Annotated in this window: 13 protein-coding genes; 2 read left to right on the top strand and 11 right to left on the bottom strand. The window is 67.1% G+C overall.

Annotated features, from left to right (window positions below; translation table 11 throughout):
- Positions 1-71: 71 nt before the first annotated feature.
- Positions 72-383: a ribbon-helix-helix domain-containing protein gene (locus tag QX070_RS09300; protein ID WP_315736585.1), complete on the bottom strand. Its 312-nt coding sequence runs from the start codon at positions 381-383 to the stop codon at positions 72-74.
- Positions 384-557: 174 nt separating this feature from the next.
- Between QX070_RS09300 and mutL the strand changes: the two genes are divergently transcribed.
- Entirely contained in the window at positions 558-2,402 is a 1,845-nt protein-coding gene (gene mutL / locus QX070_RS09295; protein ID WP_315736584.1) for a DNA mismatch repair endonuclease MutL, read from the top strand.
- A gap of 212 nt (positions 2,403-2,614) precedes the next feature.
- Here the strand turns inward: mutL and rsmD are convergent, their stop codons facing one another.
- On the bottom strand, positions 2,615-3,169 hold the full coding sequence (gene rsmD, locus QX070_RS09290) for a 16S rRNA (guanine(966)-N(2))-methyltransferase RsmD (protein WP_315736583.1): 555 nt from the start codon (positions 3,167-3,169) through the stop codon (positions 2,615-2,617).
- Positions 3,170-3,178: 9 nt separating this feature from the next.
- Positions 3,179-5,290 (bottom strand): pseudouridine synthase, encoded by a 2,112-nt coding sequence (locus QX070_RS09285; protein WP_315736582.1) that lies wholly within the window; start codon positions 5,288-5,290, stop codon positions 3,179-3,181.
- A 131-nt stretch (positions 5,291-5,421) separates the two neighbouring features.
- Between QX070_RS09285 and QX070_RS09280 the strand changes: the two genes are divergently transcribed.
- Positions 5,422-5,868: a nucleoside deaminase gene (locus tag QX070_RS09280; protein ID WP_315736581.1), complete on the top strand. Its 447-nt coding sequence runs from the start codon at positions 5,422-5,424 to the stop codon at positions 5,866-5,868.
- A gap of 12 nt (positions 5,869-5,880) precedes the next feature.
- On the opposite strand, the gene QX070_RS09275 is transcribed toward QX070_RS09280, so the two are convergent.
- The 8 genes from QX070_RS09275 to QX070_RS09240 form a co-directional block, all read right to left on the bottom strand.
- A complete protein-coding gene (locus QX070_RS09275; protein WP_315736580.1) occupies positions 5,881-7,194 on the bottom strand; it encodes a cytochrome P450 in 1,314 nt (437 codons plus the stop codon).
- On the bottom strand, positions 7,194-7,910 hold the full coding sequence (locus tag QX070_RS09270) for a class I SAM-dependent methyltransferase (protein WP_315736579.1): 717 nt from the start codon (positions 7,908-7,910) through the stop codon (positions 7,194-7,196). Before QX070_RS09270 ends, QX070_RS09275 begins: the two co-directional genes overlap by 1 nt.
- The gene (locus QX070_RS09265; protein ID WP_315736578.1) at positions 7,907-8,356 is read right to left on the bottom strand and encodes a hypothetical protein; all 450 of its coding nucleotides are present in this window, start codon (positions 8,354-8,356) and stop codon (positions 7,907-7,909) included. Before QX070_RS09265 ends, QX070_RS09270 begins: the two co-directional genes overlap by 4 nt.
- Positions 8,357-8,451: 95 nt before the next feature.
- Complete coding sequence (locus QX070_RS09260; protein ID WP_315736577.1) at positions 8,452-11,673, bottom strand: AAA family ATPase; 3,222 nt, start codon at positions 11,671-11,673, stop codon at positions 8,452-8,454.
- 116 nt (positions 11,674-11,789) lie between these two features.
- Positions 11,790-13,073: a phosphoribosylamine--glycine ligase gene (gene purD, locus QX070_RS09255; protein ID WP_315736576.1), complete on the bottom strand. Its 1,284-nt coding sequence runs from the start codon at positions 13,071-13,073 to the stop codon at positions 11,790-11,792.
- Between the two features lie 69 nt (positions 13,074-13,142).
- A complete protein-coding gene (locus tag QX070_RS09250) occupies positions 13,143-13,457 on the bottom strand; it encodes a transcriptional regulator (protein WP_315736575.1) in 315 nt (104 codons plus the stop codon).
- A 4-nt stretch (positions 13,458-13,461) separates the two neighbouring features.
- Positions 13,462-14,010 (bottom strand): hypothetical protein, encoded by a 549-nt coding sequence (locus QX070_RS09245; protein ID WP_315736574.1) that lies wholly within the window; start codon positions 14,008-14,010, stop codon positions 13,462-13,464.
- Positions 14,011-14,023: 13 nt separating this feature from the next.
- The gene (locus tag QX070_RS09240; RefSeq protein WP_315736573.1) at positions 14,024-15,010 is read right to left on the bottom strand and encodes an alpha/beta hydrolase; all 987 of its coding nucleotides are present in this window, start codon (positions 15,008-15,010) and stop codon (positions 14,024-14,026) included.
- Between the last annotated feature and the right edge of the window lie 7 nt (positions 15,011-15,017).

Here is a 15,017-nt window from a genome sequence, read left to right as displayed (position 1 = left end):
CTACTGATGTGGCGCCCCCACCCCGCCCTCCCCCGCAGGCGGGGGAGGGAGACGAGAGAGCCGGCGTGCGGCTACTCCGCCGCGTCCATGATCGCGGCCGCGGGAAAATCCGGCATCGCGGCGGTCGCCTTCGCCCGGTAGATCAGACAGGAGCACCTCAACAGCGACGCAAAATTCTTCACCTCGCCGTGATGATCGAGCACCTCGGCGTAGAGCGTGGTCACGAACTTGGCGAGGCTCATGCCCTCCTTGGCGGCGATCTCCTCGAGCGTGTCCCAGAACGCCATTTCGAGCCGGATCGAGGTGCTATGGCCGCCGATCCGCAACGAGCGGGTCTGCGATGCATAGTCGCGCTGAGGCTGGTGTGCGAACAGATGGCACATGGGCTTCCTCCGGCTGATCGTTATTTTTGCGAAACGATATACTGGCCCCGCCCGCCTCACAATCCCGTTGGAGAACGCCGCATTCGTCTGCCGCACTGCGTGAAAAACGCTATTCTCCCGGCAACACGAGTGGCGCCGCGACAGCGGCGTCGCATCAACGTTCCGAGCCGCACCATGCCCGTCCGCCAGCTTCCCGAACAGATCGTCAACCGCATCGCCGCCGGCGAGGTGGTCGAGCGGCCGGCGAGCGTGGTCAAGGAGCTGGTCGAGAATGCGATCGATGCCGGCGCGAGCCGCATCGACATCTTCACCGATGGCGGCGGCCGGCGAAAGATCGCGATCACCGACGACGGTGGCGGCATGACGGCGGCCGATCTTGCGCTCGCGGTCGAGCGCCATGCGACCTCGAAGCTCGACGACGAGGACCTGCTGCAGATCCGCACGCTCGGGTTCCGCGGCGAGGCGCTGCCCTCGATCGGCTCGGTGGCGCGGCTGTCGATCACGACGCGGCACAAGAGCGAGCCGCATGCCTGGGCGCTCGCGGTCGACTGCGGCGACAAGTCTCCGATCGTGCCGGCCGCGCTCAACCAGGGCACCCGCGTCGAGGTCGCCGATCTGTTCCACGCCACGCCGGCCCGGCTGAAGTTCCTCAAGACCGACCGCACCGAGGCCGAGGCGATCCGCGAGGTGGTGCGGCGGCTGGCGATGGCGCGGCCCGATATTGCGTTTACGCTGGCCGGCGAGGAGCGCGCGCCGGTGACCTGGGCGGCCGCGCTGCCCGGCGCGCCGGGCCAGCTGACGCGGCTTGGCGACATTCTCGGCGCCGACTTCCGTAGCCATGCGATCGCCGTGCGCAGTGAGCGCGATCATGTGATGATCGAAGGCTTCGCCGCGGCGCCGGCGCTGACGCGGGCCAATGCGCTCGGGCAGTATCTGTTCGTCAACGGCCGCCCGGTACGCGACAAGCTGATTCTCGGCGCGGTGCGTGCTGCCTATGCCGACTATCTGCCGCGCGACCGCCATCCCGTGGTGGCGCTGTTCGTGACGCTCGACCCGCGCGAGGTCGACGCCAACGTCCATCCGGCCAAGACCGAGGTGCGCTTCCGCAATGCCGGCCTCGTGCGCGCGCTGATCATTCACGCGCTGAAGGAAGGCCTCGCCCGCGAGGGCCGCCGCACCGCAGCCAATGACGGTGGCGCGACCATCGCCGCGTTCCGCCCGGCGTTCACGCCGCAGCCGCGGCCTGCCAATTGGGATTGGCAACGCTCGCCGTCGGCGCCCGTGATGCCGCACTTCGGCGGCTCGTTCCCATCGGCCGCGCCTTCGCCCGCTGCCACATCATTTGGTCTCGCCGAGTCGACGCAGTCCGCATTCGACGTCGGCACGCCGCGCGCCGATCTGCGGCTGCACGAGCAGCCGGCCGCGCCCGACCTGCTCGACCGCCCGCTCGGCGCCGCGCGTACGCAGATCCACGACACCTACATCGTGGCGCAGACCCGCGACGGCCTCGTCATCGTCGACCAGCACGCCGCGCATGAGCGCATCGTCTATGAGCGATTGAAGGCCTCGCTCGCCGCGCATGGCGTGCAGCGGCAGATCCTGCTGATCCCCGACATCGTCGAGCTGGATGAGGCGACCGTCGAGGCGCTGCTCGCGCGCTCCGATGAGCTCGCCTCATTCGGGCTCGCGATTGAATCCTTCGGCCCCGGCGCCGTTGCCGTGCGCGAGACCCCGTCGCTGCTCGGCAAGATCAATGCATCCGCGCTGCTGCGCGATCTCGCCGAGCATATGGAGGAATGGGGCGAGGCGCTGCCGCTCGAGCGCCGCCTGATGCACGTCGCCGCCACCATGGCCTGCCACGGCTCCGTCCGCGCCGGCCGTCGCCTCAAGCCGGAGGAAATGAACGCGCTGCTCCGCGAGATGGAGGACACGCCCAACTCCGGCCAATGCAACCACGGCCGCCCGACCTACGTCGAGCTCAAGCTCGCCGACGTCGAGAAGCTGTTCGGGAGGAGATAGCGGCCACGAATTGGAGCACGACGAGAGCGACAAACTGGCTGTCGTCCCGGGCAAGCCACCGGCAACGCGCAGCGTTGTCCGGCGGCGCAGACCCGGGACCCATACGCCGCAGCAGAAGTGGCGTGCGAGTACGCCGTCGCGAGCGTCGCGCGTCCCAACCCGATCCTGTGGTTATGGGCCCCTGCGTTCGTACGGGCGACAGTGAGCAAGGATCAGGCGCTGCGCAAAAATACGAACTCGGTGTCGTCATAGGCGCGGCGTTCGAGTTCGGTGAAGCCTTCAGGCACCTTGAACGCGGCGGCCTTGGACTCCTCGACGACCAGAAGCGCCGATGGCACCAGCCAGCCGCCGTCGCGCAACGCGGCCAGCGCCTTCTCCGCCAGGCCCTTGCCATAGGGCGGGTCGAGGAACACCAGCGAGAACGGCTCGACCGGATGCGCAGGACCGAGATCGGTGGCATCGCGGCGGTAGACCTTGGTGACACCGCCGAGGCCGAGCGCCTCGACATTGTTGCGCAGCAGCGCCCTTGCCTCGGCGCCGTTGTCGACGAACAGCGTGAACGCCGCACCGCGCGAGACAGCCTCGATGCCGAGCGCGCCGGTGCCGGCAAACAGGTCGAGCACGCGCGCGCCATCGATCGGATCGTCGTAGGCGTGGACGAGGATGTTGAACAGCGCCTCGCGCAGCCGATCCTGCGTCGGCCGAATCTCGCGCGACGTAGGCGAAGCGATGTTGCGGCCTCTCAGCCGTCCACCGACGACACGCATCGCAACGCCCTACTCGTCCTGCGGCGTGATATCGCGCTTGCCGTGATAGCCGCGCTTCGGCCGCCGTGGCGGGCCGGGAAAGCGCGCCTCGGCCTCGTGGCGCTCGCGCGCCTCGTCGCTGCCGGTACGCTGGACCAGCACGCGGCGGCCCTTGCGATCGGCGACCACCTCGCGCTTCGGCTTGGGCTTCGGATCCGGCAACGGTTCGCGATTGCCCTTGCCGGCCGGACCGAGATCGGCGCCCGATTGCGCGATGACCTTCTCGCCGAGCTGCTCGCGCAGAACTCGCGTCTTGACCTCCTGCACCTCGCCCTCGGGCAGCTCCAAAAGCTGGAATGGGCCGTAGGAGACGCGGATCAGGCGGTTCACCTCGAGGCCGAGATGAGCGAGCACGTTGCGCACCTCGCGGTTCTTGCCCTCGCGGATCGCAACCACGAGCCAGACGTTCGCACCCTGGTCGCGTTCGAGCGTGGCTTCGATCGGTCCGTATTTGACGCCGTCGACCTCGACGCCTGCGGCGAGCTGATCGAGCTGCGCCTGCGTGATCTCGCCATGGGCGCGAACGCGATAACGCCGCGTCCAGCCTGTGTCCGGCAATTCGAGCACGCGCGCCAGCCCGCCGTCATTCGTGAGCAGCAGCAGGCCCTCGGTGTTGAAGTCGAGCCGGCCGATCGAGATCAGCCGCGGCAGGCCCTCGGGCAGATTGTCGAATACCGTCGGTCGTCCCTCCGGGTCGCTGTGCGTCGTCATCAGCCCGCGCGGCTTGTGATACAGAAACAGCCGCGTGCGCTCGCGCTCCGGCAGCGGCGCGCCGTCGACCTGGATGACGTCATTCTCGGTGACGTCGAGCGCCGGCGAGTTGATGATGCGGCCATTCACCGTCACGCGGCCCTGCGTGACCATCTCCTCGGCGTCGCGCCGCGAGGCCAGCCCTGCGCGCGCCAGCACCTTGGCGATGCGCTCGCCCGCCTTCTTCGGCGCGGCCGGCTCGGCCGCGACGCGGGGGATGCGCTTGTCCGTCTCCGGCTTGCGCTCGCGATAGGCGCCGCGGCCGCCAAACGCCGGGCGCTTGGCGAAGACCTTGCTGTCGTCCTCGTTGTCGCGGCGCGGCCGCTCGGAGAAGCCTTCGCCGCCGCGGCTTTCGCTGCGCGGATGCTCCTGCCAATCGGTGCGGCCCTCAGGACGGCGACGCGGCTTGTCGAAGCCGCGGTCGTCGCCGCGATCACGCGGACGATCGAATTTCGGCCTGTCGAACTTCGGCTTGTCGAACTTGGGACGATCCTCACGGCTGCGCTCGGTGCGCGGCCGGTCAAAGCTGCGCCCGCCTTCTCGCGACGGACGCGCACTGCGCTCCGGACGATCTCCCTCCGCGCCGCGCCTCTGCCACGGCTTGCTCTCGCCACGGGCCGGACGATCGCCAAATTCCTTGCGCGGACCACGCGGTCCGGCCCCGAACTTGCGTTCGCCACGATCGCCATCAGCACCGCGGGAAAACTTCCTTTCGCCGCCGAACTTGCGCTCCGGCCGATCGCCGCTGCGCGACGGACGGTCGCCAAAGCTGCGCTCCGCCCGCGGCCGGTCGCTGCGATCGCGGGCGCCTTCGCCGCGCGGCGTATAGGGCCGCTTGTCACCGTCACGCTCGCGCGCGGCGTAGGGCTTGCGCTCGCCGAACTTGCGCTCGGACGATCGCCCGGCAGGACGAGCCTCGTCGCGACCAGTGCGCGGCGTATAGGGACGCTTCTCGCCGCCCCGCTCGTCCCGATCGAATTTGGGCCGGTCACCCCGCGGCTTGAAGGCGCGCTTCTCGCCATCGCCGTCCCGCGCCGGGCGAGCGGCATAGGGCCGATCGCCACGCGGCCGCTCATCGCGGTTGAACCGTGGCTTGTCGCCAAAGGATTTGCGCGGCGCATCGCCCTCGTCGCGGCGGCGCGGCGCACGACCCTCGTCGAAGGAGCGCTTGCCCCGGCCCCCCGCTTCCTTGTCGCCGAAGCCGCGCTTGGCGAACTTCTTCTCCGGCCCGCGTGCGGCGCCCGAGCGTCCCTTGCCGCCCTCGGACCGCCCCCGCGGGGCGCCGCCGCGGCGGCCGCGGGAATCGTTGTCTTTGTCGGTGGTGCGGGGCATGAAGGTCTCACTTCGAGGTGCAGGACGTCGCGTGGTACGCGCGCTCTGAGCAGCGCCTGTCACGCGGGAAATCGAGGTCCGGTTTTGCTGAAGGGCGATGCAGTACCAGACTTATCCGGGCATTACGAGCCATGAACGCTCCTTCTTTCATGGATTTGGCGCTGAAAGCGGCCGAATCGGCCGCATTTTCCGGCGAGGTGCCGATCGGCTGCGTCGTGGTGCGGAACAACGCGGTGATCGCCGCCGCCGCCAACCGCACTTTGACCGACCGCGACCCGACCGCGCATGCCGAGATCCTGGCGCTGCGGCAGGCGGCCCAGGTCGTCGGCAGCGAGCGGCTGGTCGAGTGCGACCTCTATGTCACGCTCGAGCCGTGCACGATGTGCGCTGGCGCGATCTCCTTCGCGCGCATCCGACGGCTGTATTACGGGGCGGCCGATCCGAAGGGCGGCGCGGTCGAGTCGGGTGTGCGCTTCTTCACTGCGCCGACCTGCCATCACGCGCCGGAGGTCTATTCGGCCGTGGGCGAGCAACAGGCGGCGCAGATGCTCAAGGAATTCTTCAAGGCGCGGCGATGAGGCTCGGTCAGCCTATGCAGCCGCCTCCTTGCGCAGCGCGCGAAAGCTCATGCGAACAGGGAGGCTGGAGACGCCGCTCATGAAGGGCGACCGCACCCGGCGCACCCGCCCGGCCAGTTCGATCCGCTCGGTCCGGCGCAGCAGCTCCGCAAATAGCACCCGCATCTGCATCCGCGCCAGTTGCAGTCCCATACAGATGTGCGGGCCACGGCCGAAGGCGATGTGCGGGTTCGGACTGCGATCGATCCGGAACGCTCCGGCATCCTCGAACACGGCCTCGTCGCGATTGGCGGAATGGAAGAACAAGGCCAGCGCATCGCCTTCGCGAATGCGTTGCCCCGCGACCTCGGTGTCGCGGACCGCGGTGCGCATGAAGTGCCGCACCGGCGAGGTCCAGCGCAGCATTTCCTCGATCGCCGGATCGAGCAGCTCGGGCTCGGCCCGCAGCCGCGCCATCTGCTCGGGCGCTGCAAGCAGTGCCGCCAGGCCGCCGGCCAATGCGAGCGCCGTCGTATCGTGGCCCGCCGTGACCAGCAGGATGAAGTAGGAGATCAGCTCGTAATGCGGCATCGCTGCGCCATGCGGCGCGGCATGCGCAATCAGGCTGGCGAGATCGTCGCGCGGCTGGGCGCGCCGATCGGCCACGACGGCTTCGAAATAATCGCGCAGCGCCAGCATGGCCGTCCGCATCGTATCGCCCGGCGACTCGGCCAGACGGCGCTTCGGATCCTCGGCGCCCACGAAGGCCTGGGCCAGCCGCGCAAGCCGGGCATCGTCGGCCTCCGGCGTGCCCAGCATGCGGCCGATCACCCGGAAGGTGAAGGGCAGCGCCACGTCGCCTGCGAAGTCGCAACTGGCCGCGCGCGCCGCAACCCGGTCGATGATCTCGGCAGCCCATTGCGACAGCCATGTCTCCATCTCGCGCAAGGCCGACGGCGCAAAGGCGCCCTGGATGATGCCGCGATAAACGCCATGATCCGGCGGATCCATCTCGGTCAGGCCGCGCACGAGTTGCGGCTTGCCGGTGACACGCTGCAGCACGGCCTCGGCGGTCTCGCTGGCAAGATAAGTGCGCGGGCCCGCGGCAAACTCATTGCCCCGTGTCTCGATCGAAACGATGTCGGCGTAGCGCGTGACAGCCCAGAACGGACGCACGCCGGGGCGTTCGACCCAATGCAGCGGTGCGCGCTGGCGCAGCAGTGCGCAGGCGCGTTCCAGCCGCGTTGGATCGGCGTGACCTCGCGAGGAGATCAGCACGTCCACAGCGCGCTCGATGGCGGCGCTGCGGCGATCTGTCTGCGAGGATAGCGACGGAACAGCCGACATCAGTGCGAGGGCCCCGCTTGCGACGGCGCGGCATGAGGCAAGCGGCGCACCAGGAGCGTGAACTCCTTCATGCCGTAGTTGCCGATGACCTCGACGGCCGCCGCAAACTCCTGCTCGCAGTGGGTGGCCCAAACGTCCGGCGTCGTGCGGTACAGGCGCGCCTTGGCAGGATCGCCTTCCTGCTCCTCGTCCGCGGCAGCTCGCATGAAATTGACGGCAAAGCCGCGGCGGCTGGTGGCGAACATCTGCCGCAACAGGCCCTTGATGTAACTCTCCCAGGCTTCGCGCGGATAGCCGACATTGACGTTCATGATGCCGGACGCGACCGAGTAGTCGGCGATGCGCGGGCTCTCCGCGGCAACGACGAAAAGCCGCTGCGGGCCGGCAAAGCGCCGACGGGCGCGGCTGATCATGGCGCGCGACAGATCGATGCCGAGATAGTCGATCTCGCAGGTCGGATAGCGCGCGGCCAAAAACGGCACCAGCGCGCCATAGCCGCAGCCGATGTCGTTGAGGCTGAACGGCGCCGACGCATCGCACAGCTTCATCAGCTGCACGAAGCGCAAGCCCTGCGTCGCCTCGCATGACCAGTCGACGCCCCGCGGCGTCGCGCCATGACGCGCGACGCATGCGGTGTAGTAGGCGTCGACGTCGGAGGAGATGTCATCGAGCGACAGATGATCGGCCCCGACGACGCTGCCCGCCCTCACGGTCATTTCTTGCGTTTCTCGACCCGCCTTGTGCGGGCGGTCTCAGCCGCCTGCTTGCGTGCTTCACGACCGGGCGTCGTCGGAATCGAGATGATGACGTGCGTGTCGAGAGAAAAAACGATCGGACGACCTTCGGACACGGTCACCCGCGGATCGTCAGCCGCGGAATGACAGACGATCGAGACGGGGAGCGGCTTTTCGGATTCGAGGTCATCCTTGAACGCCTGGATCACTCGATCATGCCCGTTAACATTGGCGAGGTCCGACGGATAAGTCTTGAGAAACTCGAGAAACTTGTACCAGCGCCGCCGCTCGGACCAATCGGCAGGCACGATTCCGAGCAAAGCAAAGGACTGCTGTAGACCATGCTTCAGCGAGAAGACCCCGAACTCCCGTTGTAGCTCAACCATTTCGGGCAAAGCATCAGCATCGAACCGTTTGTTGAGCTGCACGATAATATCAAGGGTAGTACTGTCTTTAATCATTACCCCCATTGTAACCCCCAAATCTGAAAAAGCTGGAATTCAACGAATCGACAATGCATGCATCATTGCATTGCTTCAAGATGCAATTGCAGTTTCTGAACTAATGAACGCAGACAGAACGCACCGGAGACATTCATCAAATGTCGTATCTGCTCGAGAAGTCCCGCAGCCTGCTCGTTCCTGCCGGCTCCGGCAAGAGCAAGGCCCAGGATGATCGTCGCGTAACACTCCGCGACTCGATCCGTCTTTCGTTTGGCTACAAGGATCGCCTGTTTGCTGGCCTCGATAGCGGCATCGAAGTCCTCACTCCGGTAAAGCAGATCGGCATTTATGGCAGCCATGCGCGCCTCAAGCTCGAGCCCGGTTCTTGCGGCCCGTGCGGCTTCGATCGCGCCAACCATCTCATTCGTCGCATCGGCGAATCGACCAGTCAAAGCCTGTTCGAGGCTTGCACAGAGCAAGGTGAGCACGCGGATGTAGGGAATGCCGGATGTTTCAGCGAGATCGGAAACTCGCCTTGCGTGCTCGCGCGCAAGACCCTGGTCTCCGACGATCCATGCTAGCTCCACCAGGTTGAAGTGCGGAACGAACTGAAGCACCGGTGCGACCTCGGATGAAGGCTGCTGCACCAGTTCGAGAAGCTCGCTGCGAGCATCCTCGATTTGGCCGAGATGAGCCATTGCGCGCGCCCTGATGCATCTCACCCAATAGCTGACGTCGAAGCCGAGAATCTGGTTCGGGTTCAAACCAAGCGTGACGTGACTGTCGAAGCCGGCTTGGCTTGCCATCGCAGCGATAGCCGTATTGGCCGCCGAGAGCGCCTCGTTCATCCGTCCCGAATGTGTGTATGCCTGCGCCAGCATGGCGTTGACGGTCGCGTAGCGGCCGACATCCCCCTCGCCCGAGGTCAGCTTGATGGCGTTCTGCGCCAGGTCGACGTAGTCATCGGCCGCTCCCGTCGAAGCGAGCACGCGTCCATAAGCGCCGATCAACAACGGCTCATGCGCCTTGTCGGAGGAGCGTGCAAATCTCAACGCTTCCTCAGCAAACGGCTTGACTTCTTCGGCCGAGATGCCTTCGCGCCAGCCGAAGTTCAGGATCTGGCCGCTGGCCAGCGCTCGCAGGCGGTCGACGCGCTCCGATTGCGGCAGCGCCTGCAGCAGGGAGCGGATCTTCTTCCACAGCCGCAGCGCCTCCGCCGTGTTGGTGCGGCCGATCCAGCGCGCCGCGCGCTGCAGATGCTCGACGGCCTGCATGGTCTGGCCGGCGAACTCATAGTGCGAGGCGATCAGGGCGGCGAACTCGTCCTGCGTGCCCCAATCCAGCGCCTCGATCGCCTTGGCCACGGCCACGTGCACGCCGCTCAGGCGCGAGCGCAGCTGCATGGCATAGGCCACCTCCTGGATCAGCGGATGGCGGAAGGCGAGCACGCCCATGTCGAACGGCGGCAGATCATAGAGAAGATCGGCATGTCTCAGTTGTGCGAGCGCGTCGAACAGATCCGCCTCGCTGAGCCCGACGACCGGCTTGAGCACGGCGAGCGCGACCGAGCGGCCGATCACAGCCGCTGTTTCCAGGACGCTCTTGGCGGTCTCGCTCAGACGGTCGATGCGGGCCGCTACCACGGCATGCACCGTCGGCGGCAGCGGAATCGGGCCGATCCCGCCCTTCAGCCGATAGGCGCCGCGCTCACCCTCGAACCCGCCGCTCTCGGAGACCGCGCTCGCCAATTCCTCGAGGAAGAACGGATTGCCCTGAGCGCGCTCGACGATGTCGCGCGCCAGCACCTCCAGCGAAGGATCGTCACCGAACACCCCGCGCAGCAGCTCGCTTGCCTCCTCGGAGGCCAGCGGGACGATGTGCAGTTCGTGAAATGGGACCTGCTGCATGAAGGAGGCGGCGAAACCCGGCCTGTAGTTCACGACCAGCAGCGTCTTGGTGCCGATCGTGGCCTCCGCGAGCGCCTCGACGAACTCCTCGCTGGCCTCGTCGATCCAATGCAGATCCTCGATCATGATCACCATGGCGCCATCAGCCGGCGCGGCGCGGAACAGCGTCTTGAACACGTTCAGGAGACGGGTCTTGAACACGCCGGGATCGAGCCGGAGCGCCGGACGTGACGGATCGGCGAGGTTCATGAAGTCCAAGAGCAGGACCAGCGCCGTGTCGGGCATGGCAATGGCTTCGAGCCGGTCGACCACGCGCTGGCGCGACACCTCCACCGGCTCCTTCGGCCGGATGCCGAAGAAGTCGCGCAGCAATTCGAGCACCGGCTGGAACGGGGTGGCGCGGCCATGTGCCAGCACGCGCGCCTCGTAGACGCGAATGCCCTGGCGGCGACAGTGCTCGGCGAACTCGAAGCACAGCCGGCTCTTGCCGATGCCGGCCTCACCCACAATGCCGACGACAGCGCCGCGCGCCGCCAGGACGTCGTCGAGTTCGCGTTCGAGCACGGCGAGCTGAGCGTTGCGCCCGATCAGCGGCAACAGGCGCTGGCCGCTACGGAAGACGTCGCTCGCCGGCGCACTGAGGCGGCCGATCAGCTTGTAGATCGACACCGGCGAGGCAATGCCGCGCAGCGCGTGGGTGCCGAGCGGCTCGGCTTCGACGAACTGCCTGGCGCCGGTGTAGGTCTCCTTGCTGATCAGGATGGTCCCGGGCTCGGCCATGTGCTCCAGACGATTGGCCAGATGGACGTTGGCGCCGGCCGCGTCGTAGGTCTGGTACATGCTGTTCTCGACGACCTGGACGATCACCTCGCCGGTGTGCAGTCCGACCCGGACCTGCAAATGCGGGTCGGCGAGGCGCGCGATGGAGTCCTGCATCGCCAGCGCGCCGAGGCAGCCGCGAACCGCATGATCCTCATGCGGCACCGGCGCTCCGAACAGGGCCATTACGCCGTCGCCCTGCGTCTTGTTGACGACGCCGTCATAGCGGTGAACCGCCTCCTTCATGAGGTTGAGCACCGGGTCGAGCCGCTGCATCGCGAGCTCGGGATCGCCGAGGCTATCGATCAGCTGAGTGGAATCGCGGATGTCGGCGAACAGGATGGTGAGACGCTTGCGTTCTCCGCCCTTGCTGCTCAGCGTCCTCAGGACGCGCTGCGCCGCCTGGTCGGGCGGAGCCGGCCGGCCGGGCAACGGCGCACCGCATTGGCCGCAGAAGCGATTCGACGGGCTGTTGGTCTGGTTGCAAGCCTCGCATCTGAGGCCGAGCGGCTCGCCGCACCGGTCGCACGAGGCTCTCCCTGGCTGATTCTGCCTGCCGCACCGCGCGCATTCCATGGCCCCTCCGTTCCACGGCGGAACTGATTCATCCCATCACGGCATGAGTCTATGGAACTGCCACAATTCTCGCGGGAAAAATAGCCTTGTGGGGCCGAAGGCGGCGATCACGATGCTCAGCCCTGAGCGCTTTCCTGCGCCACCGCCTGCCAGGCAATGTCGCGCCGGCAGAAGCCGTCGGTCCATTTGATGCGGTCGACGGCCTGATAGGCCCGCGCCTGAGCCTCGGTGACGCTCTTTCCCGACGCGCAGACGTTGAGGACGCGTCCGCCATTGGCGAGAATGGCGCCGTCCTTCGCCACCGTGCCGGCGTGGAAGATCTCCACGCCCTCGATCCGCGCGGCGTCGTCGAGCCCCTCGATGACACCGCCTTTGGCGTAGTCGCCGGGATAGCCACTCGCGGCCATGACCACGGTGACGGCGGCGTCGGGAAACCAGCGCAGGTCGAAATTCTTCAACTGTCCGTCGCAGGCGGCCAGCATGGCGGGCACGAGATCCGACATCATCCGCAGCATCAGCACCTGACATTCCGGATCGCCGAAGCGCACGTTGTATTCGAACAGCTTCGGCCCCTGGGCGGTCAGCATCAGGCCGGCATAGAGAATGCCCTTGAACGGAGTGCCACGCGCATTCATTCCGGCGATGGTCGGCTGAATGATCTGATTCATGATCCTGTCATGAATCTCCTGCGTGACGAACGGCGTCGGCGAATACGCCCCCATGCCGCCGGTGTTCGGTCCCTGGTCGTGATCGAACACCCGCTTGTGATCCTGGGCGGAGGCCAGCGGAATCGCGGTCTCACCGTCGCACAGCGCGAAGAACGACACCTCCCGACCTTCGAGAAACTCCTCGATGACGACCTCGGCGCCCGCGACGCCAAAGCCGCCCTCGAACATCATCTTGATGGCGTCCTCGGCCTCGGCAACCGTCTTGGCCACGACGACACCCTTGCCGGCCGCGAGCCCGTCTGCCTTGACGACGATCGGAGCGCCGTGCTCGCGGACATAAGCGAGCGCCTCGGGGGCATTGTCGAAGCGGCAGTAGGCGCCGGTCGGGATGTCGTATTCGGCGCAGAGATCCTTGGTGTAGCCCTTGGAGCCCTCGAGCTTGGCGGCAAGCCTGGATGGGCCGAACGCCTTGATGCCGGCGGTCTCGAGATCATCGACGATGCCGGCAGCGAGCGGCGTCTCGGGGCCGACCACCACCAGATCCACCTTGTTCGCCCGGCAGAAGGCGATCACCGCCGCATGATCGGCGACGTCGAGCGCGACACATTCCGCCTCCTTGGCGATCCCGGCATTGCCGGGCGCGCACCACAGCTTGGTGAGCAGCGGCGAGCCGGCAATCTTCCAGGCGAGCGCGTGCTCGCGGCCGCCGGAACCAAGGAGCAGAATGTTCATCGTCGATGCCGTCGCAGGGGTGAGCCAATTTGGACGCCCCAATTGCCCGGCCGTCGCTACAGAGTCAAATCATGGCTCGGACGGCTTGACGGCGGCGCCGGCGATGATCTCCTGCAGGCTGGCGACATGGCGGGCGAACGCCGCCCGGCCGGCCGCGGTCGCCGTCACCGTGGTCTGCGGCTTCTTGCCGACGAAGGCCTTGTCCACGGCGACGTAGCCCGCGCGCGCCAGCGTGTCGATATGGGCGCCGAGATTACCGTCGGTGGCGCCGGTCAGCTTCTTCAGCCGGACGAATTCCAGCCCGGCCCCGGCAGGCAGGGCATTCAGCGCCGCCATGATCTTCAGCCGCAGCGGCTGGTGGATGATCTCGTCGAGCTCCGCCAAACCGTCAGCTCCGCCGCATCCACAAGCCGCCGAGAACCAGGCCGCCGCCATTGACGAACGCCATCCACAACGGGAAAGCCGCGCCAATGAAGAGGTAGCCCACCAGGGTCAACGCGGTGACGCACAGGCCGAACACCGTGAAGGCCGCGCCGAACCACAATCCGGCGAGGCCGTAGAACAGCATGAAATAGACCGGCCAGAATGCGCCCATCTCGCGCGGTCCGAAATGGCCGATCGCTTCGACGAAGAAGCCGAACGCAAAGAACATGACGAAGGCGAGCAGCGCCCGGAGATCGAAGCTGCGGACGCCGGAACGCGCCTTCTCCGTCGCGCCCAACACCACCGAGCCGGCCAGACCGAGGACATAGACCGACAGCCAGGCCTTGTCGGCGTAGTAAGGCGCCAGATAGGTCACGAGATTGCCGGCAAAGACGAGGACGCCCCAGAGGATCATCATCAGGCTCGACAGCCGATAGATCTGCGACTGCCGCACGCGCTTCGTGACATCCTCGATGTCGCTGAGCGCCCGCGCGGCTTCCAGGCTGTCGATCATGCGGCTTGAACCCCTAGCGCGTCGCCATGTCCTCGGCGATCGCGCTCACCGCCTGCGGCGCCGACACGATCTCCATGTGATTGACGCCCGCGATCAGCTTCACGTCAACACCGGGCGCGACGGCCTGCACCGCGCCGGCATATTTGTCGGCGAGCATCAGCTCGTCATCGGCGCCGGCGATGACGGTCACCGGATGCTTCGCCGCAGCGAGATCGGCCTTGTAGTCACGGGTCGCGAAATTGCGGAACAGCCGGTAGCTGTAGGTCGAGGCCACGAATTTCTCCGAGTTCGGCCTGACAGCAAAGGCCAGCGTGGGCAGCGCCTCGCAGCATCTCAGGCCGACGCGATCGAGCACGCCGAGCGCGAGGATGCGCGGAATGTCGGGACTGGCCCAACCGCCCGAGTTCTCCCGGTTGGTGGGCGCGTCATAGCCGAGATAGGGCGACAGCAGCACGGTGCGCGCGAACAGGTCCTGGGTCGGCGCGCTGGCCGCGCGCAGCGCGAAGCCGCCGCCGGCCGAATGGCCGAGCAGCACGATCGGCTGGGACGGCGCGGTCCTCCTGACCTCTGCGACGAGATCGGCCAAATCGTCCTCGAGCTGGCCGAGATAGCCGATGTCGCCGCGGGTGCCTGAGCCGCCATGGCCGCGAATGTCGGGCGCGAACGTGTCGATGCCCCGGGCGGCGAGCCCATCCGCCAGCGCATGGACGGCGACGCTCGAGCCGGAGGAGCCGTGCACGAGGATGGCAACCTTGCCGATCGGCGTCGCCCGCGCCGGATAGTGGCGGTAGGCGAGCTCCGTGCCGTCCCGGGCGCTGAAGCGCTGTAGGGCCGGCATGGTGCTCCGATCGACACGCCCGACGGTCTCCGAGATCGATTTCAGCTCGGGCGGGCGCACCAACGGCGTCGCGATCATCCCGCCCAGAAGAAGGGCAAGGGCCCCGGCGAGGCCGAAGCCCCAACCGATGAGCCGACGCACGATCTTGATGCTTGCCCGCATACCCCTC

Source organism: Bradyrhizobium sp. SZCCHNR1093, assembly GCF_032381175.1.
GTDB lineage: Bacteria > Pseudomonadota > Alphaproteobacteria > Rhizobiales > Xanthobacteraceae > Bradyrhizobium.
Note: the sequence above shows the minus strand (reverse complement) of the source record. Positions and strands in the feature narration are given on the sequence as shown.